The 20,509-nt window shown below is 44.7% G+C and carries 19 protein-coding genes; 5 read left to right on the top strand and 14 right to left on the bottom strand.

Annotated features, from left to right (window positions below):
- Positions 1–18 precede the first annotated feature (18 nt).
- Positions 19–660, bottom strand: coding sequence for an outer membrane protein OmpW (gene ompW, locus Xbed_RS08805; RefSeq protein ID WP_086112563.1), 642 nt, complete (start codon positions 658–660; stop codon positions 19–21).
- A 480-nt stretch (positions 661–1,140) separates the two neighbouring features.
- On the opposite strand from ompW, the gene Xbed_RS08800 reads away from it, so the two are divergent.
- A complete protein-coding gene (locus Xbed_RS08800) occupies positions 1,141–1,899 on the top strand; it encodes a YciC family protein (protein WP_086112562.1) in 759 nt (252 codons plus the stop codon).
- 3 nt (positions 1,900–1,902) lie between these two features.
- Here Xbed_RS08800 and Xbed_RS08795 read toward each other — a convergent pair whose 3' ends face one another.
- Entirely contained in the window at positions 1,903–3,642 is a 1,740-nt protein-coding gene (locus Xbed_RS08795; protein ID WP_086112561.1) for a SulP family inorganic anion transporter, read from the bottom strand.
- Positions 3,643–3,867: 225 nt separating this feature from the next.
- On the opposite strand from Xbed_RS08795, the gene Xbed_RS08790 reads away from it, so the two are divergent.
- Together Xbed_RS08790 and yciA are read left to right on the top strand one after the other, a co-directional pair.
- The gene (locus Xbed_RS08790) at positions 3,868–4,404 is read left to right on the top strand and encodes a septation protein A (protein WP_086112630.1); all 537 of its coding nucleotides are present in this window, start codon (positions 3,868–3,870) and stop codon (positions 4,402–4,404) included.
- A 77-nt stretch (positions 4,405–4,481) separates the two neighbouring features.
- Positions 4,482–4,916: an acyl-CoA thioester hydrolase YciA gene (yciA, locus tag Xbed_RS08785; protein ID WP_086112560.1), complete on the top strand. Its 435-nt coding sequence runs from the start codon at positions 4,482–4,484 to the stop codon at positions 4,914–4,916.
- 316 nt (positions 4,917–5,232) lie between these two features.
- Here the strand turns inward: yciA and tonB are convergent, their stop codons facing one another.
- Together tonB and Xbed_RS08775 are read right to left on the bottom strand one after the other, a co-directional pair.
- Complete coding sequence (tonB, locus tag Xbed_RS08780) at positions 5,233–5,958, bottom strand: TonB system transport protein TonB (RefSeq protein ID WP_086112559.1); 726 nt, start codon at positions 5,956–5,958, stop codon at positions 5,233–5,235.
- A 153-nt stretch (positions 5,959–6,111) separates the two neighbouring features.
- On the bottom strand, positions 6,112–6,291 hold the full coding sequence (locus Xbed_RS08775) for a YciY family protein (RefSeq protein WP_086112558.1): 180 nt from the start codon (positions 6,289–6,291) through the stop codon (positions 6,112–6,114).
- A 289-nt stretch (positions 6,292–6,580) separates the two neighbouring features.
- Between Xbed_RS08775 and Xbed_RS08770 the strand changes: the two genes are divergently transcribed.
- Positions 6,581–7,576, top strand: a complete 996-nt coding sequence (locus Xbed_RS08770; protein ID WP_086112629.1) for a 2-hydroxyacid dehydrogenase — start codon at positions 6,581–6,583, stop codon at positions 7,574–7,576.
- A 24-nt stretch (positions 7,577–7,600) separates the two neighbouring features.
- Entirely contained in the window at positions 7,601–8,032 is a 432-nt protein-coding gene (locus Xbed_RS08765; RefSeq protein ID WP_086112557.1) for an META domain-containing protein, read from the top strand.
- A gap of 207 nt (positions 8,033–8,239) precedes the next feature.
- Here the strand turns inward: Xbed_RS08765 and Xbed_RS08760 are convergent, their stop codons facing one another.
- The 10 genes from Xbed_RS08760 to Xbed_RS08715 all read right to left on the bottom strand — a co-directional run bounded on the left by Xbed_RS08760 (position 8,240) and on the right by Xbed_RS08715 (position 20,465).
- Positions 8,240–9,775, bottom strand: a complete 1,536-nt coding sequence (locus Xbed_RS08760; protein WP_086112556.1) for a DKNYY domain-containing protein — start codon at positions 9,773–9,775, stop codon at positions 8,240–8,242.
- Positions 9,776–9,863: 88 nt separating this feature from the next.
- Positions 9,864–10,133, bottom strand: a complete 270-nt coding sequence (locus Xbed_RS08755) for a PAAR domain-containing protein (protein ID WP_086112555.1) — start codon at positions 10,131–10,133, stop codon at positions 9,864–9,866.
- Entirely contained in the window at positions 10,117–11,325 is a 1,209-nt protein-coding gene (locus tag Xbed_RS08750) for a type VI immunity family protein (RefSeq protein WP_086112554.1), read from the bottom strand. Before Xbed_RS08750 ends, Xbed_RS08755 begins: the two co-directional genes overlap by 17 nt.
- Positions 11,326–11,339: 14 nt before the next feature.
- Positions 11,340–12,854 (bottom strand): VRR-NUC domain-containing protein, encoded by a 1,515-nt coding sequence (locus Xbed_RS08745; RefSeq protein ID WP_086112553.1) that lies wholly within the window; start codon positions 12,852–12,854, stop codon positions 11,340–11,342.
- The gene (gene tssI / locus Xbed_RS08740) at positions 12,851–15,028 is read right to left on the bottom strand and encodes a type VI secretion system tip protein TssI/VgrG (protein ID WP_086112552.1); all 2,178 of its coding nucleotides are present in this window, start codon (positions 15,026–15,028) and stop codon (positions 12,851–12,853) included. Before tssI ends, Xbed_RS08745 begins: the two co-directional genes overlap by 4 nt.
- A 17-nt stretch (positions 15,029–15,045) precedes the next feature.
- Complete coding sequence (locus Xbed_RS08735) at positions 15,046–16,782, bottom strand: type VI secretion system baseplate subunit TssF (RefSeq protein WP_086112551.1); 1,737 nt, start codon at positions 16,780–16,782, stop codon at positions 15,046–15,048.
- Positions 16,783–17,671: 889 nt separating this feature from the next.
- A complete protein-coding gene (gene ghoS / locus Xbed_RS08730; protein WP_086112550.1) occupies positions 17,672–17,983 on the bottom strand; it encodes a type V toxin-antitoxin system endoribonuclease antitoxin GhoS in 312 nt (103 codons plus the stop codon).
- 192 nt (positions 17,984–18,175) lie between these two features.
- Positions 18,176–18,613 (bottom strand): YcgN family cysteine cluster protein, encoded by a 438-nt coding sequence (locus tag Xbed_RS08725; RefSeq protein WP_208612216.1) that lies wholly within the window; start codon positions 18,611–18,613, stop codon positions 18,176–18,178.
- 18 nt (positions 18,614–18,631) lie between these two features.
- Positions 18,632–19,288 carry a fumarylacetoacetate hydrolase family protein gene (locus Xbed_RS08720; RefSeq protein ID WP_086112548.1) on the bottom strand — a complete coding sequence of 219 codons (657 nt, stop codon included), beginning with the start codon at positions 19,286–19,288 and terminating at the stop codon, positions 18,632–18,634.
- A 76-nt stretch (positions 19,289–19,364) separates the two neighbouring features.
- The gene (locus Xbed_RS08715) at positions 19,365–20,465 is read right to left on the bottom strand and encodes a lytic murein transglycosylase (RefSeq protein WP_086112547.1); all 1,101 of its coding nucleotides are present in this window, start codon (positions 20,463–20,465) and stop codon (positions 19,365–19,367) included.
- Positions 20,466–20,509 lie beyond the last annotated feature (44 nt).

Here is a 20,509-nt window from a genome sequence, read left to right as displayed (position 1 = left end):
ATACACGTAGTTTATTGGTTAGAAACGATAACCCACTCCGAACATGAAGACCCACGGGTCAAGGCGGGTTTTATATTCTTTCTGTTCATCACCCACTTTGAATTTCACGTCCGTTTCGATGTTCATCCACCAAAGTGAAGTATTCAGCACCCAGTTGTTATCCAGTTGATAATCTAAACCTACCTGACCGGCTATCCCCCAGGAATCTTTCAGGTCCAGGCTGTTTAAATTAGTCGCCTGCACCGTTGCATTATTATTAAATTTTTCGCTAAAGAAGGTCGTGTAGTTAACACCCAGCCCAACATAAGGCCGTAATTTATTTTCCGTCGAGCCAAAATAATATTGCGCCATTAGGGTTGGTGGCAAGTGTTTAACTTCCGCTATCTCACCCGCTCCCGGTAAACTGACTCGGTGCTGGAATGGGGTCGCCGCCAATAATTCAACTCCAATATTGTCGGTGATCATATAGCCAAACGTTAAACCCAGCTCAGTATTATTATTGACACCAAACGATCCTAAACCTAATACATTTTCAGAGCCGGCATTTGGCCTTACCGTTGCTGTGCCTGTACGAAACAGGAAGTCACCTGCCTCATGAGCAAAGGTCAATGACGGAGCTAACGTAGCCGCAGCCAATATAAGCGCAGAAATCTTTTTCATTATCCATCCCATTTATCTGGTTTTAAAATAGTCAGAAATATACTCGTTTATTTACTGTTATGATCTAAGACAGATCACATCTTTTAGAAATTATTGAAAAATAAAGGTGCTATATTTTTATTATTTCATCTGTAGCATATTTTAAATTGATCTAAATCAAAATTAACTGTGTATTAAATTTATTACTGTTTCAAATTGATCTTTAAATATCAATTTTTGTTTATTCGTAATAATTAAGAGCAGAAGTATTACATTTCGAATGCCCCATGTAATATTTCAATTAATTAACATTTAGATAATACATTTATCACTTTTATAAAACTCACCGCCAATGTCACCTGACATAAAATAGAATTCTGATATTCAATCAACGGCAAGTTGCAGGTCTACGGTAAGGAAACAAATCTTAGGTATCCAATAATCCCCCTGACAGGGTACAATTGGGCATTATTGTTGTTTTATTTGATAGGAGCTACTTTCATGCCCATCACGGCAAATACCCTGTATCGTGACAGCCTCAACTTTTTGAAAAATCAACTGTTGAACCTTGTCATACTCTCTGTCTTGGCCGCGTTGGTAACAACACTGCTTGAGCATTTTCTGATGCCCAATGGTGAACAACTCAACTTGTTGATCGGGATACAAAATGCCTTCAAAGAATCAGGCAATGCGGGAGTCAAAGATTTTGTGGCCCAACTGACGCAAGACGAACAGTTAATGTTCTTGCGCACCGCTTTCGGGATTCTGTTTTCCAATATATTCGGCAATACCTTACTGACGGCCAGCGTGTTAGTGCTCATCAATGCCGTTTCCAGCGGCCAGCAAACTAACGCCATTCAGGCCAGTACATCATCGATCACGCTATTACCTAAAATGTTTTTGTTAATGTTCATCTGCACCCTGCTGGTTCAGATTGGTTACGCCTTGATGTTCCTGCCCGGGGTTCTGTTTTCTATTGCGTTCGCGCTTGCCCCTATTTTTCTGTTTGAAAAAGGCAAACACATTTTTGCCTCCATGCAGGAGAGTTGGAAATTAGCATTCGGTAACCTACGTCTGCTCATCCCGGTCATACTGCTATGGCTCGCGGTAAAGCTGATCATTGCGCTGGTGCTGGTAAGAATGCCGGAAATGTTGATATCAGTGCTGGATAACCTATTATCAGCCCTATTGCTGATTTACCTGTTCCGTCTGTATATGCTGGTGAAACCGCAAAATAAAGCGACAAACGGCGTACAGTAAATATCAATCGTTCACCTCGTTACATGGGTACGGGGTGAGCACTGCCTGTTTTCCCTCGATTTGCCGCTTACTTTGGATCAGGCGAATGGCAAAGTAGAGATCGGACACCACAATCAAATCTTCATCACCGCGACGGAGCTTATTCTGCTTAATCCAAACATTCAGTTCTGTTCTGCGTCCCGCCAGTACCAACGTCACCCCTTTCCCTTTTAATTCCGTAATCAATTCATCCAACGCAGCAAAGACACTGACATCATCATGGGTAAAACTCACCGCAGCATCTACCACCAGCCATGCAGGACGCTTTAATTCATTATTCACATGCTGCAATACCCGCTTCTTGAAGTAGCCGACGTTAAAATACGTTAAGGGAGAATTAAAACGATACATCATGATGCCATCGACTGGCTTAATATCGTTATTTTGGTGGATGGAACGAACCACACCTTGTTCATTGACGCCCAACAATTGATCTGAAGGCCGGAAAATGATGCGCAAAAATTGCAATAGCCCCAATAAAACGGCAAAACCGATGCCATCAATCACCCCAACCAGCAACACGGCGACTAACGTAAACATCGAGAGGATGAAAGCCTGACGATTGCGTTTTCGATACGACCAGATATTTTTTAAACTCAAGAGTGACCATGAGGAAAATATCAAAACAATTCCCAACGATGACAAAGGGATATGCTCCAGAAATTGGGTCATAAATAGCAGTACCAACAGGATGGCACTGGCGGCAATCACTGATACCATCTGCGTCTTGCCGCCAATCGCATCATTAACTGCTGTGCGGCTACTGGCAGCACTGACAGCAAAGCCCTGTGATAAGGAAGACGCGATGTTGGCGATCCCCAATGCCCTAAGTTCTAAATCCGCATCAACCTGATAACCATTTTTACTGGCAAAGCTACGGGCTGTCATCATAAAACTGACAAAACTGATCACGGCAAGGTTAATGGAGGGAACGACCAAATCACGCAAAATACCCAGTTCAAATTCCGGCATGGGAACCGTAGGCAGACCATTCCCCATATTGCCAACAATCTGAATACCATATTGGTCAAGCCCAAATTGCCAACTGATACAAGTCGATACTAACATTGCCATCAGTGGTGCCGGCCAACCGGGTCGAACAAAACGCACACCGACCAATACCAACAATGTCATTACAGACATCGCCACTGTCGGCCAATGAGATCCCAATAGCTTATGGGGAAGCGCAATTAATCGTTCAATCAATTCCGTTGGCAAACCAGAAAGACCAAAAACTTTAGCAAGCTGATCTGCCACAATGGTAATCGCAACGCCATTAATAAAACCTTTCAGAATCGGACGGGATAAAAAATCCGCAAACGCCCCCAACCGGAAATGGCTTGCCAAAAGACACCAGAACCCCGTCATTAATGTCATAACGATAGCAAGCTGCCAACGAATAGGTTCATTTCCCAACGCCAGCGGTGTCACCGCAGCCGCAATAACCGCACAGGTTGCCGCATCCGGCCCAACAATCAATTGGCGGGAAGTGCCAAACAACGCATAAGCAAACATGGGTAAAATACAGGCATATAGGCCAATAATAGCACTGATTCCCATGAGTTCAGCATAAGCAATCGCGACGGGTAGCGCGACCGCAGCCACTGAAAGACCTGCCCGCATATCATGACTAAAATATTCCTTACGATAATGGCGGAGACTTCCCAAGCCCGGCATCCAGCGATGCAATCTTTCCCACAACATGACCGTTATGTCCTCTCGTGAAAATGTTGCGCATTATAATGCGATGTTAAATGAAAACTCACAAGCTCCTCACAGCCGCCCCATTTTTTATTCATTGTGATAAAATTACCCAAAATGGATAAAACAGGTTTTTGGTCTGATAAATAAACCATTTCATTGAGATCTGATACACTCTGGCACAAATTCAAGAACATGCCATCATTGGCATCACAATGGGTCCAATTTATGAAACAACTGTTAGACTTTTTGCCATTAGTCGTTTTTTTCATCGTCTACAAGATGTATGACATTTTTTATGCTTCTGGTGCCTTGATCGCGGCTACAGGACTAGCCGTTGTCATTACTTATCTGCTTTATCGCAAAGTCGAAAAATCATCCTTAATCACCTTTGTCATGGTGGCGGTCTTCGGCACACTGACACTCGCCTTCCACAGCGATTTATTCATTAAATGGAAAGTGACGGTCATTTATGCCATTTTTGCCCTGGTTCTGCTTATCAGCCAATGGTTCGTGAAAAAACCACTGATTCAGAAAATGTTAGGTAAGGAGTTAGAATTACCTGATTTCGTCTGGAACAAACTGAACATGGCTTGGGCCATCTTCTTCATGGCCTGTGCACTGGCAAATATTTATGTCGCTTTCTGGCTCTCCCAGGATGTTTGGGTAAACTTTAAAGTGTTCGGGTTAACAGCTTTGACACTGGTTTTTACTGTATTGAGTGTGGTATATATCTACCGTCATCTGCCTCGCGAACAAAAATAACGTAATGACCTTCATATGGATACCTGCCGATTCAGCGGCAGGTATGGTTATATTCACCAAATAAAGCAAGTTTTCTAATGACACAACAACAATGCTTACCAAACGGAGAATTGGTTCTCCGTACACTGGCCATGCCCGCTGATACCAATGCTAATGGGGATATTTTCGGTGGCTGGCTGATGTCTCAAATGGATATTGGCGGCGCAATTCTGGCAAAAGAGATTGCGCTGGGGCGCGTAGTCACTGTTAGCGTGAATGGCATCAGTTTTCTAAAACCGGTTGCGGTAGGTGACGTCGTATGCTGTTATGCCCGTTGTCTCAAAACGGGAAATTCATCAATCACAATTCATATTGAAGTTTGGGTGAAAAAAGTAGCTTCCGAACCTGTCGGGCAACGTTATCGTGCAACAGATGCGGTTTTCACTTATGTCGCCGTTGATGAAAATAATTGTTCTCGCGCTTTACCTGAAGATAAAAGGCACTTCAAATTGGAGGGCAGTGATTCAGAGTAACGGTTTATAAAGAGTAACGGTTTATAAAAAATAACTCATGAATTAAAGGAGCGAGATCAACAGATCCGCTCCTCTTTATTTGGTGAAAGTTAATAAATTGAAAGATATCATATTCAGTATGCTTTTATTGTTACTCTACCACCAGGATATATGATAGCCAGGTTAAATACTTTTTTCACACTATTTTGGACCGTAAGATAATTCCCTCTCAAATAGAGTATTGAATAAACTCAAGGTACTTAAATATGTTTAGCTTTATTGAACATGAAGGAGCATTTATTGCTCCTCCACCCTGGGTAGGAAATATTTCGAACGATTAAGATTGCGTAATCCCGGTCATTCTAAACTCGATAGTCGTCACATATCCAGAAGCCGGTATTTTTTCATAACGCCATTTTCTCATGATGTTTTTCACTTCACGTTCAAAGATATTTCTGGGAGTTGCAGCCAGAATTTCGATGTTTCTGACACGGCCATCTTCATCAATATCAAATTTGACTTTGACTGCCCCTTCTGTACCCAACTGCTGCGCTCTCGATGGATATACAGGTTTTGGCCTGCTCAATGCCCTTGGCCCACTTTGTACTTTAGCTTGATCGCTGATGGCAGCATCCGTGGTGTTTTGAGCATCCAAATTCTTCGCCACCTGAGTGTCCTGATCAGAAACAGGTTTCAGCGGTTGCTCTGAAACTTTTTCTGTCTTTTTCTCTATTGGCTTAGACTCTTTTTTAACAATCTTTTTCTCTTCCCGCTTCTTCACTTCCGGTTTTTTTTCAGGTTTAGGCAAAGCGATTTTCGCAATAGGTTCTGGTTCAGGCTCTGGTGCCGGCGGTTCAGGGGCAGATTCGAGCATGGCAGGCTCAGAGACGGGAGTCTCTTCAGCAGCCAGCTGGATCATGGCAACAGACATGGGAGCCGCTTCCAGCCGCTTTTCAGGCTTGATAGCCTGAAAAAGCGCCGCAGCAATAGAAATATGTAAACAAACAGAAAGTAGTATCGGCCAATGTATCCAACGCATAAGAGAATTCTTACTTCGCAGCATGATAGTCAGTTTTCAGATAACCATTAGTTTAAATGCAAATGACTATCATATTCAATAATGATTCAAAAACATCTGTACCTTTCGTCTTTCAAGTTGCCGCTTTGTCGGCGACATCTTGAAATCCATTGGGGATATATCATGCTGCACTGAATACTAAAGCCATTCGATATTTTGGATGAACAAAAGCGACCTGCGGTGCTTGCAGGAACCTGTTTTATGCAATTTATAAATGCGAAAATTGCGGCGCGACTGATCTTCCAACCAACGGCGGCGACGGCGGACATTTTGGCGTATCATTCGCCAGCGTCCCACCTCATTTCTATTATGTTTCATAATGTTAACAATATCTCTATAATAAACTGAGTTTACGTCGAATTTCCGACAAATCTTCTTTTCAACCTGAAATCAACTTCCTGTTATGATAGTCTCATATCAGGCTCTGAGCCGATTTATTATACATGCGATTACGATAAAATAGTTTATCAGCGACTTATTCGGGTATAGCGATAAAAAACGCTTAGCACTTTCACAAGATATCATTATTGCAAGCAATTTTGCAGCAAAGTGAACTCAATGAATGGCTCGAATGATTCTACAGTTACTGTATGGCGGAGATATTGTTATGAAATTAGTTGTTTACAGTACAAAGCAGTATGACCGTAAACATTTTGAAATGCTCAACCAAAAACTTGGCCTTGACTATCATATCGAGTTTTTTGATTTCCCCCTGAGTCCACAAACAGCCAAAAACGCCATTGGTGCAGACGCAGTCTGTATTTTTGTCAATGATGATGGTGGGCGTGAAGTTCTACAGGAACTGGCGGGGATGAACATCAAAGTCCTGGCATTGCGTTGTGCCGGATTCAACAATGTCGATCTGGATACCGCCAAGCAACTGGGCATTCAAATTGTGCGCGTACCGGCGTATTCACCTGAATCCGTTGCGGAACATACCGTTGGGTTAATGCTGTGCCTGAATCGGCGTATTCATCGTGCTTATCAACGCACCAGAGAGGCCAATTTTTCCCTTGAAGGTCTGACGGGTTTCAATATGTATAAACGTACCGCCGGGATTATCGGTACGGGAAAAATTGGGCTGGCGACGCTGAGGATCCTGAAAGGTTTTGGTATGCATTTATTAGCACATGATCCTTACCCAAATCCAGAAGCCCTGAGTATGGGGGTGAAATATGTGGATTTAGATACTTTGTACGCTGAATCTGATGTCATTTCCCTGCACTGCCCCATGACACCAGAAAATCATCATTTACTGGATGAGACTGCATTCAACAAAATGAAAGATGGCGTAATGATCATTAATACTAGCCGGGGCGCTTTAATTGATTCCATTGCCGCCATTAACGCGTTGAAACAACAAAAAATTGGCGCATTGGGTATGGATGTTTACGAAAACGAACGCGATTTATTCTTTGAAGATAAATCAAACGACGTTATCCAAGATGATATTTTCCGCCGTTTGTCTTCCTGCCATAATGTGCTGTTCACAGGTCATCAGGCATTTTTGACAGAAGAAGCGTTGACTAGCATCAGTGAAACGACATTACAAAATATCCAGCAATTAACTTCCGGAGAGGCTTGCCCGAATATTGTTGGGTAATCTCAACAAACATCAGGAGATAAAATGAAAAAAGCGATTCCGTTAGTGGTCGCCACCCTGCTACTCACAGCATGTCAATCTTCGGGGGTTAGCGCCACGGGGAATGTCACCGTCAGGGATTTAAAAAATCATCATTTTGCTTTGGTCAGTGTTAATAGTGAGGAAGTTGCAAATAAAGAAGACAGCAAACTTTCTATTACCTTTGATGAAAAAATGGACATTTCAGGTGCCATGTGCAATAGCTTTAGGGGAGTCAGTAAGTTAAAGAACAGCGTTCTGACAGTAAAAATTTTGAACAATAGCCAGATATACTGTATTAATGAAAAACTTAACCAATGGGATCAGGTGATCAATGAAATGCTGACTCAAGGCGCAAAAGTTAGCTTAAAAGGCAAGCAACTTACATTGGTGAACGGCAGAAACACGTTGGTTTATATTCTGCGGGATCTTAACTAATCTCTCATCGGATATAACACTGGCTCAGTTTGGTATCCCATTTTCCCTGCCTTGAATTTTTCACCTCACATGATATTCCGATTACCCAGTGACACACTGGGTAATCCAGACTGCTTCTTCGACTTTGCCACCAGCTTGATATTCAGCATAATAAAACCCCGCCGAAGCGAGGTCTCTTGTTAACCGTAAGACCCCGCTTTCAATACTTCATACCCTTGCACTGTATTCAAATGAACCATATTTATCACGCGCTTTGCTGTCATCAATGATAACAAAAGATTCTACATCCACATCCATGAGTTCCTTTTCCTGACACCAAATACGATTACCGACCCGACAATAGCAACTGTCAGGATATAGAGATATTTTATCGCCCAATAGGGTCAGTGACGCTAATTTTCTATCCCAATACCAGATATGGTTTTTATCTTTCCAATAAAATTGGGTAGTTATATTAAGGAGTTCTACTGTTTTGGTGTCGGCATCAGGAATTATTTTTCCTAGTATAAAAACATGATTAGCATCTTTTACAAAATCGTATCTTTCAGATAAGAGAACCAAACTTTTAGGGTCACAGCCTTCTAATAGAGAGCCTCCATACCAAACATGGTTATCATCACAATACAATGACGAACTGAATTTATGGAAGCTTTTTGCATCTGCATTAGGAAGTATTCCCTTCCAATACAATACGTTGTTCCCAGCAAGATTAAAGCTATCATTAAATTTAATAACATCTGATAGATTAATACCTTCTATTTTTATTAAACCTTTATTTCCTGAATCCCAGGCATAATAGGCATTTTTATCAATATAGCCGGAATAATTGATTTCCTGAAAAGTCGCAGAATCTACCCGTTGAGACTTCAATTCAAAATCTTTTTCGCCGCGAACAAAAAACCATAAATCATCACCCGCTTGTATCAAAAATTCCTCATCATAACCGCCACTCCAGACGTGAATTTGCTCCGGTCGCAACCCATTGGCAATTTGATACCTAGAGTGTCTGAAAAGAGTATGTTCGATCCAGACCCCAGCCCCATCGGTATAAAAATTCCACTGCCAATTATGACAAAGACGCTTAAAAGTCAGTGGATTAGCATTCGGTAAAGGATTTCCTTCATAGTCGACAACATTAGAGCCATCAGAAAAATACTCAGTATTTTCTATATGGATAAGATTTTGTGGTGTTGCATTGCGTAAGTAATAATTATTCTTACGTTTAATTTTATTAAGTAGTTTAGTATCGAACCATTTCTGGATATTCTCATCGCTGGTATCTTCTAAACTATAGAGCCAATCTTCAGCCCAGTCAGGGATCATGAGTTCTCCGCACTCATCGCTCCAATTTGTTTTTTCTTTGGACAACGTTAACGTGCCACTAATGTTCTCACCATGCCAAACTATTGCTTGCTTATTTTTTGCCATAAAAGGGGTTACGCTACGTATTAGCGCCAATAATTGCATTAAATCATCTTGCATCTCCTGAGCGTATAACCACAAAGCGCAACGTAACATGTTTTCTGTTTTATCGTGGATCAACATGCAGCGTTGCATATCCACTTCAGCGGTGAAATAAGGAACTAAGGCTTGTGCTACTGTCTGCTGGTCGCTATTTTCCCAAAACGTGGCATCTGACCAGTCATGCCAATCATTGGCTGAAGGAGGAACTGACTTAAGCCAGCGATCAAATGCTGCACGAGATAACGGGATACTTCCAAATAAAAATTGGGGTTCAGCCATGCGTTTTTTCCTTTTAGGTAAATGCGAACCGCTAAATTAATGACATAAAGAAAGCCAGGATTATTCTGGCTTTCCTGAAATCGTCTTATTACTCAGTAGCAACAAGCATGCATCCAGACGAACATCCACAATCGACCTTGTGACCTTCCAGCGCAACCGGCTTATCCTGGATCATTGTCAATGATGAACCTTCGGCAATCGTTCCCGTACTTTTACAGGCCGGGCAAAACACACTGTCACCCACACAGGCAATGGGTTCCCCCTGTTTGGTTAACCCTGACCCCGTCAGCACAGTGCCGTTGGTGTTCGTGGTATCCCCTTTCAGGATGATTTTTTTCCCCTCAATGGTTGCCCGCATTCTGCCATGCCTCCAGTTCGTTCAAATCTTTCATGTCATCGTGCTCGATCTGACGAACCAAACGCCATACGGTTGTTCCGGGGGTATTACCCTCAACATCAGGGGCAATATCCCCTTGCAGAATGATATTTTCCAATCCTTCGCGTCCTTTCGTGGTCCAATAGCCATCCACTCTGGCGGGTTCACCGGCCATTAAAGGATCAACCTGCAACGGGCCACGGTCATAACGGGCGTACCACAGGGCACTGGTTTTACCGGTAAAATGGCCGGCACCGTAAGTATGTAAAGAGTATCCTTCATCTTTTAAGGTATAACGAATAGGACGAATGAGTTCATTAATGGCAAAATAGCTTTCTGGACCACTGGCAGGCAATGGGGTTAAATCAGGGTATTCGCCAGCACGAATAATGAGTCCATTATTATATTCTGTAATGACAATATCAGGGTAGGACGACAATTTTTTTCTCACCCATTGTTCCCCCCCTAATCGCTTAATCAATCGTGTTGATAGTAATGTAATCCAGTTAATACTACGTATGGCGTTAGAAAAATACATCGCGTCTATAAAAACATTAGAGTTGACCTGCATCGCTGGATAACGGATAGCAAGCTGATACTCGTGGGGCATATATATCTCATAGTCAAAGGGTAATACCAGTGTGTACCCACATTCCCCATGATCAGGATTAAGTTGTTCGCAAAGAAATGCCAGCCATTCATTAAATTCAGTTTGCCCTGAGTCTGTTGCCAGCATATCCCACGGTAATACCAAACATAAATAAGAATTTGCGTTATTACTATCTACTTCCGACGTATCAAGATAACGCATAATATACTGAGGTGCTTCACCCGCATTTTTCGCATCACTGACATACCACCCGCATATCTTATTGCCAACGAATGGCCCGTTATCCGCTTTCAAAATTAACTGTTCTACTTTTGCAATATTTTCGGCTGAATATTTTTTCATACCCTTGAATTCATGAGAATGGAATCTTAATTTGTCACCGTACATTTCCCGAAAACGGCGATAACAGACCAGAATGCGTTCTTTCTTTTCACGGGTGTAACCTTGTTTGAAAAACAACGTGATGGACAGCCCCAGACGGGTGACGGTAATATCGCGTTCACTTTGCAGGGTAAATCCGGTTAATTGTGCCCTGATATGTTCGAAATAGGCGGCTTTATTCATAAAAAACATTTTCCTTATGATGCGGTGGCGGCGGTTAATGCGGTAAAACCCGCAGCGGCGGCTGACAAAATTGCCCATACTGCGGCGGAAATCCCCCCGATAAGACTGCCGAGCCAGATAATTAACCCCGCCAGCAACGCTATCGCGGCAACAACGGCAATGGTTTCAATCACGGTAATGACTTCTTCACCGATTTTTACCATCAACTGAAGGGTGCCATTACCCAGATCTGCAGCTATCTGATACCAATCGACCTGTTTTAATGCCTCTATTGTCAGGTCGGTATAGTGATATATCATTTCCACGGCTTCCTTGATCTTAGCTTCGGTGAGGTGAACGATTTCCCCGGTTTTTTCACTGACCCAATGCACGGCATAGCTCAGTTTTTTCGTCACCGGATCGACAATTTCATCCGCTACCCATTTACCCGATTCACGAAACCAGGCACCACAAGCCGCCAGTGCTGCACGGGTTTTGTCACTCAGGTAACTGAACCCACTGGCCGTTAAATCCCATGTCCATTCCCAACTGCGGACAATCATGTCCTGCGTATAGGTCAACCCGTCTTTCACCCACTGGACACCCTGGTGATAGTACTCGATGACCCGTTCCTCAAATGAGGATTCATCAGGGGGCATAATTAACGGCGGAACCGCTTGATCATGGGATAACGCCATCCAAAGGCTGAAAACGGGGGTATGTTGCCAGGGGCTTTCGCTCACTAACGGGAGATTTTGCTGTGTGTACCGGGCTATTCCGGGATAGGCAGGCAATGGCACCGGTTTGGGCGGAGTATTTCCACCCCCCACAGGCGGAAAAAGGCCACCAAACAAGGCCATATGGTTTCTGATGTTGTCCATTTCCGCAGCCCGGGCTTCCGCTGACTGCGTTGTCCACTCCTTCGAATCCCGGTTATCTTCCACCACCAAAATACCAAATCGTTCTTTAGTGGCAATGACAGGGTAATCTTTTTTCTGTCCCTCTGACAACGTATCCCCCGGAAATTTCACCTCAATCAGTATCTTCAGGTTGTCCTCGTGCTCGATGCCATCCAGATAAGTGGCATCCCGTCCCGGCCAGCGGAATTGCTGATTTTGCACCAGAATAATATCGGGGCGCCGGAATCCCGTAATGCCATGTTTAATCATGTCCTGTGCGGATAAATTGGGAAACCAGCTTTCAGAGTGGGGGAGATTCCCGGAATAGTCTTCCTTTTTTTGTGCACTGGTCGCCAGTTTAGGCAACGGCGTCCTTTTGGTCCCTCTCATATAAAAAGTGACTTCCGCCTTGTAGGGCCATAACCAGTCAGACTTCCTCTCCTCTGCTTTAATCAGTTGGCTCATGGCAGCCTGTTTCAGAGATAAGATTCTCTTTTTACCGATAACTATCTTCGGTGCCCAGATAGCCAGGGCGGCTTTTTTTGCCAGATAGCATTGGTCTTCATCTTTGGGAAACTCAACACGCTCCATTCTACAACTCACTGAGGTAATCGCCGGACACATACCACCCGGTTTTAATTGCTGGCTCATTGTGATCCCTCCTTAAATTCCATCACGTAATCCACGGGCTGATTATCACCCACGTGGTACAGGGTCTTTGTTTTTTTCTTTTGTTGCGCTTCCGGGAGACTGAATTCCAGCGTGTCCGCTTGCGGGGTTTGTACGATAGCAGTTCGACCAGCCGCATCAGTACGGCCGGAAACCACACCCGAAGGGGTTTTTATCTGATACAGTGTATTTGCCAGCGGTTTGTTCCCGTTCTGACTGTTGGTCAGAATATAACGGCCGGAATAGTCAAACAGCGCCTGAGCACCCGCTTTCCCGGCGGCATGTTCGGTCATTGAAATGGACGTACCGGAAATCGTGATGGCACCGGTGGGGTCGATAATGATGTGGCCACCTGAATTACCGATAGTAATCTGGCCGCTTTGGGATTGCAGCACAATATGCTTGCCGACATGCACTTCCTGATTGTCATTAATTTCCAGCAACTGACTTTTGCCGACGTTGAGGCTTTGCTGTCCGGTAATGGTACTGGACTGGTTCTTTTCAACCCGCAGGGTCTGATGGCCGGAAACCGACTCATCATCATCCTGTTTAATGACCGTCTGGCGGCTGCGTTGAATGTCCTGAAACTGGTCACGTATAACCGTTAACTTTTGGTCCCGTCCGACCTGCTCTGTGTGGTCAACATCAACCTGGGTGGTGCGGTTGTTCAGTACCCTGGTGTTCATGTCCTTCTGGGCATGGATATACACTTCCTCACTGCCTTTCGCATCCTCAAAGCGCAGTTCGTTAAAGCCATCACCCTTGTGGGTTTTCGTTTTAAACGTGGTACGGGTTTTTTGTGCCGGCAAGTCCAGCGGTGGGCTGTTGCGGCCATTGTAGTTACATCCCGTCACAATCGGGCGGTCGATATCGCCGTTAAGGTAAGAGACTATCACTTCCTGCCCGATACGGGGGACGGCCATAAAGCCGAAGTTGTTGCCGTTCCAGCCCTGTGCGACACGTACCCAACAAGACGACCCATCGCCGGGCTTGTCGTAACGGTTCCAGTGAAAATGCACCTTAATGGCACCCAGTTCATTGGTGAATATTTCTTCCCCTTCGGGACCCACGACGGTTGCCAGTTCATCCCCGTCTGCCAGGGGTTTGTAACGATAGGGAGGACGCCAGTTATCCCGCCCCGGAATAAAGGTCATCTCGCTGGTTAGCGTTGTTCCTTCACCGCCGAGACCCGCCGCTTGTGGCTGGGAACCCTGATGCGAGATGCTCACCACCTGCCAGCTATCATTCATGGATTCAGACGGATGGGCACTGAGCGTAAAGATTTTTCCCGGCCGTAATTTGATGCAGTTAGCACGGGCTGACCCCAGTTTGCCTTCGCTGTTCAACTGGTTCAAACGAATGTCACCAAAGGGCTGGCCTTCTTTACTCCACTGAAAGCGGCCGTAACTTTCGAACACGGAATGGTTGCCTTCTTTTTCCCGCGCTGTCTTTGTCTGCATTGGCTGGGAAGGGCGCAGGTAGTTGTAATCTTTATGAATAAATTCATCAGGACACACATATTCCCCATACTGCCATTGCCAGACCGTGGAGTCAGTATCATCGGTTTCCGGTTGCGGGTTATAGGTCAGCGACAGACCCGCTGTCATCCCCAGATGGCTGTTACTGAAGAACATCTGTTTTTCTTCAAACCAGAAGATAATGCCCTCTTCCGCCGCCAACCGGCACCAGAAATCATAGGCCGATTCCCGTTTTTGGGTAATATATTCCCGTTCCGCATGATAACCGGCACTATGATAGAATTTGCTGTCTGTTTTTATAAGGTGCTCTTTCAGTAATTGTTGCAAAATATCCGGTACGGACTGACGCTGAAACAGGCGGCTGTCCTGATTCAGCGTCATCCGCCACATGTCCGGCCGCAACGTGAACATATAATACGTTTTCCTCCCATCCGTATTCCCCTGGACGGCACCGGCCACAATGCCGTTAACGGTCCGTTCAATCACACCATTGCGGGTGACGGTTAATGACGCTTCCCGGTTAAGTTGTTCGCGCAGGGAAATCGTATTCAGGCCACTGACCACCGTCAGGCTGAGATGAAAGAGCTGTGACAAATGTTCCTGTAAACTGAAATTCACCACCTGAAAGGTGGTGGGTGGAAGCCTGCCTATCTGACAGGTAAATACTAAACCATCCATCGCTCATATCCTTATTTTCACATTAACGGACGATATCCCTGAACGGGACGACCTGACACGGCATAGGACTCACCGGACGTTGTGCTGCATGTCATCAGCATGTATATGTTTTGTGTCAGGCAAAAAGGCAAAAACCGGAGCACTGTATTGGCAAACCGAAACATTTCCCCATCATGGGTGTAGACCGTTTTATCCAGTACCAAATCCACAAACATACAGCGGTGAGGCGATCCCTTGATGATCCTGTCCCCTGCAACGGAATTTATCGCCACAATGCCCGCAATTCTGCGCCGCAGCGTTCGGCTCACGTTCCTGTCTGTATCGGCATAAAAATCGTGACCCAGTAAAAAATCTTTCAGGGCGTCCGGGGAATACAGCAAGAAGGCGCTGGAGGAATAATGCGACAACAGTGTCCAATAGTGGGGGCTGTCGGTTATCGGGGGAAAGCACGACGAGGTGGGAGTCAGGTTTCTGACCTGATATTGGTCGGGCAGCGCTTCCTCTGCATAACAAATTTCACCCGGGGCCAGTGGGGTTGTCAGGAATTCAAAACCCATGATGTGGCAAATAAATTTTCTGGCCGGCGGCTGCGCCATTAGCCGGCTTTGGCTGTCGCGAAACGTCAGGTCGCATTGCAACCGGCCCAGTGCATCCTCACTCGCCGCCAGCGAATAGAACCAGACATGTTCCTCCTCCGCGTAGCGATTCATGCCGTTCAGAAACCGATCAGGATAGAACCGGTATTCATGACCGCGTTCCTGCCCATCACCCGGCTCTTGCTCCAATTCGATATTGATCACCTCCAGCAGCCCCTTTTCTGGCGGCAAGGGCAGACGGTAACAGGCTGTGTCCGGTACAAACGGAACCGTTAAGGGCATTAACTGCCGATTGGCCACGGGCACACAATGGAGCTGAAAAGCGTCAGCCATTTGTTCCGCAGATACGTCCAGTTCACCGTCCAGTTTCAGTGTGATAGTGAATTCGCGTGCCGTTTTCATCGCTAAACGATCCCGCGTGTACGTCGGCAAAACCAGACGCAGGAAATGATGGACATGAGGTAAATACAGGGCTTCCATCAGCATTTGCAGTGCCCAGTTCCCGTGTTTCTGTGGCGGTGACAACACCAACTGTTCCATGCCGGATAACGGCTCCAGTTCTATTCTCCCCATCGGATAAGGAAAACCGTCCTGATGAAACACAATATCAGTACAGCGTTGCAACAACGAAAACATCAGGGTGTCCGCCAGGGTCTCATCCGGGCTGAGAAACAGACTGATGGGTTTAATCTCCCAATACTCCTCCTTGCCCGTATATTCAAATGTCAGAGTGAGATGCGTTTCCTGTGCCTGATGACTGATTTCCCGCCGGATCAGGGCCAATGGCTCAATATCACACGGCCGGCTGGTGATGAATGTCGCGCCGGTCTCTGAAAACACTTTTGTGCCTGTCGGTAGTGAACAAGCAAAATCAACGGCGGTGTCTCCATTGAGTTGTATCACACTGGTTGCAGGCAGCCCTTTAATCGGCTGAGAATGCAGACGTTGCAGCAGTGGAAGCGTCACTTCAGGGTTGGCATCATTCACTTTCTGGCCCAGACGCGCCATCAATGCAGCGAAGCCTTCATTCAGGCGTTCAACATCGGGATCTTGTCCGCTGAGTATGTCATCCAAATGGGGATTTTCCTGAGCCGCTCTTTTTTGCAGGGCGCGGAGATAGTTCAATTCGTTCTGGAAATGTTGCCCGAATTTTTTCATTTTTTCAGTCAGGCTCCTTTCTACTCTACAAATAGATTGACCCCTCTAAAAACAATAGCGCAGTGGTTTTCCATGCGGTCTGATTCAGAGAAACCTGAATTTGATGGTGTTGCTAAGGTTTTCTTATGTAGATATCATTGCCTGAATATTAGGCATATCAATGCAAGCAAAATAAGGTGTCATTCTTGTTAAGGATTCATGGCGTTGCCTGAAATGTGATCATGACCACCTTTATTAAAACATTAATAATATAGTGATCTGCCAGGTGCCTATTATTCATAGAAACAGATTATTTTCTGATACCCATCACACCAGATTGACTTTTTAGGAAATTTCCTATGAAGTCTCTCTTGCCTATATCCAATCAAGATAACGTAGCGTTTATTTAATATCGTCAGAGACGTTGCCTTTAGTGGATAAACATCAAAATAATGTCCAACTCTGCGGCTTTGAAAGGGTTACTATCCTGTCAGGAATGCATTTTTGGTGGTATCTATATGGAAAAACCCCGCCGAAGCGAGGTCATCGTGTTGATTTCAGTTGCGTATTTTTATGACAAGATAACACCAATGATCAGTGTTACAGTAATCCAGACCCCTACAAACGTTACATAGCTCATCCATCTGTTATTCATTTTTACTCTCCCTCGTTATCAAACAAATTTCCATAGCTGCACGGTAGTGGCTTTGACTGTTTGACAAAAAAACCGTACCAACAGTCCTTCATATATATTAGTTAGGCAGCCTAAGTACCATTCTAATATTTATTACGCTGGGTATGGAATTAGCAGGGTTGTCGTAGAAATAGAACAATAATCAAACGATAATGCGCGTTAAATCAAAAAACTCACATTTTACTGGGCTAATTATTTAGCCCACAATATGCTGAATCACTCACCGAAACCGGATTCAGTGTGTTGTTTTTCAGGGTAGAGCGCTGCACTCCAGTTACTGTAAGTACAAACAAATATCGCGGGATCTTTGTTTGAAAACGGTGTAGCCATCGATTTAATCTTTTCCGTCAACTGGACAGATTCCAGTGAAGAACTGCCAACATAAGTTCCACTGGGAAGACGATGCCATTTCCCGTTAGGAAAACGGATAGATTGGCTGAATTGATTCGCCGTCATCCTTTTATGTAATTTTTCATAGCCGTCAGAACCTGTGCCATAAAGTTCCACGCGAATCAAATAACTTGCCATTTTTCTTTCCTTGTATTGACTATTGAGCAGACAAGCTATCAGTTTTTCTTGACTATTTAAAGTTGGAAAAGAGAGAGAAAAATCCGATATTAATGACAATTTCGGAACTTGTGTGATATGGCAGATGCCCCACAAGTGTCCCGAACCCCTATTGTTGATATAAAATCCCTTTTATATCAACAAATAAAACAACTACTCAGGTTTATTGAGGATATGATCTTCCCAGTCCACAACCTCCGCTTCACGCACAGCAATATACCGGACTGAAATACGTTCCGCGTGCATGGCGGATTTTGAACCACTAATCAAGGGATGCCACGGCAACAGTTTTTTCCCTTCACCAACCAAACGATAAGCACAGGTTTTCGGTAACCACTTAAAGGTAACCATATTCTCGCGCGTTAATTTGATACAATCCGGTTCATATCTGAAACGATCTTCATAATTCTTGCACTGGCAGGTTTTTATATTCAATTGATTGCAGGCGACATTGGTGAAATAAATTTCATCCGTATCTTCATCCATCAATTTATTCAGGCAGCACTGGCCGCAACCATCACATAATGCTTCCCACTCTTGGTCTGTCATTTGTTCCAGGTTTTTCGCCTGCCAGAAAGGTTGAGACATAATTTCTGTCATTCCTTATGGTTAAATCACTCTGGTTGTCAGAACGTGCTCGTTCAGAGAGACGTTCAGCACATCACCAGATTGCAGTGGCCCTACGCCTTCAGGTGTTCCCGTCAAGACAATATCGCCCGGGCGTAAGGTAAAAAAACGCGACATATAGCTAATCAATGGAATGATCGGCGTTCTCATGTCACTCGTATTGCCATTCTGACGCAATTCGCCATTGATGGTCAGAGAAAGTTGGGCATTTTGTGGATTGCCAAAGGCATTCACGGGAATAAATCCTGATATCGGGCATGATCTATCAAAGGCTTTGCTCTTTTCCCACGGTTGTCCGGATTGTTTAAACTCACGCTGCAAATCACGTAACGTCAAATCCAATGCCACCGCAAAACCGGCAATAGCCTGACTGACCCGCTCCTCATTGGCATTTTTGAGTGTCGATCCAATCAAGACAGCCAATTCAATTTCATGGTGTACAGAACCCAATTCCTGTGGGATGAAAACCGGCTGGCAGAGATCGCAAAGCGCCGTTTCAGGTTTGATAAATATGACAGGCTCTTCAGTCGGTTGAGAGCCCATTTCTTTCATGTGATTGACGTAATTACTGCCGACACAAACCACTTTATTGGCCGGAAAATTCAGTAGTACGCCTTGCCAATCCCGATGTTGGTACATAGCATTCCCCTTATTTCGTTTTCAATCCACTGATACCCGTCATACTTCAAGCCCTGATGGTGCCAGAACCCAATTTTCAGTGAGTGAGAAAATGCGTTCGTTGTGTAATACCATCTGCCATCATACCCACACTCAGTGCAAAATAGTAAGAACGATTCCAGTGCATGATCGTACGGAAATTTTGCGTTACCCAAAATGCCTGTGATGTCGGATCATCAGGAATGACAACCCAACCTTTGGTATTCGCGGGCAAATCAGCAAAATGGGGAGATGAAATTCCCAATGCCTGCCATTGGGCAATGGTCTTTCCCTGTTCGGACTTTATACCTTCTAGTGTGGCATCAAAACCCGCAGGCAATGTGATGGCATATCCCCACGGTAACCCTTGTTGCCACCCTTCTTTCTTCAGGTAATTGGCGGTTGAGGCAAAAACATCTTCCTTATTGTGCCAGATATCTATTTTTCCATCACCATTGCCATCAGCCCCATAAGTTAAATAAGAGCTTGGCATGAATTGGCTTTGCCCCATTGCCCCCGCCCAAGAGCCTTTCAATGTTTGATCCGCATCGATATATTGATTTTCAATGATTTCCAGTGCTGCCAATAACTGATTGATAAAAAACACTTCCCGGCGACCTTCAAACGCCAGGGTGGCTAATGCTGAAATGACATCTTCTTTTCCCTGAATTTTGCCAAAACCGCTTTCCAGTCCCCACAAAGCAACAATATAGGCTTTAGGTACACCGTATTTCTGACTGATTTTTTCTAGCTGGGGGAGATGATCTTCATACTGCCTGACCCCCTGTTCAATCTTCCCGGCCGGCAACACCCGGTTCAAATAACTCTCCAAGGTAATCTTTTTTTCTGGCTGGTTACGATCCGCTTTAATGACGCGCGAAATAAAATGGATATTGGCAAATCCCCGATCCAATGTTTTTTCGCTGATACCCTGCGCCCTCGCTTGCTGTTTCAGTAACGCCACATAAGCAGGAAATTGTGATGGTTCACGGGAGTCTAGAGGAAAATGGTGCACCAGTGTTTTAACTTCAGTTTGTGATTGCGTTTTCAACGTGGACGGGCTGTACATGGATGGGCCGTACAACTGTTTTCCACTGGATGAACTGCACCCTGCCAGCAAAGTCGCTGCCAATAAGGTCACTCCTGTGATTAATTTCATAAATCAGCTCCTCCGTTCAGGATCGGGCAATGGCCTGCTATTCT

Origin of the sequence: Xenorhabdus beddingii, assembly GCF_002127545.1 — a bacterium.
GTDB classification, from domain to species: Bacteria; Pseudomonadota; Gammaproteobacteria; order Enterobacterales; family Enterobacteriaceae; genus Xenorhabdus; species Xenorhabdus beddingii.
Note: the sequence above shows the minus strand (reverse complement) of the source record. Positions and strands in the feature narration are given on the sequence as shown.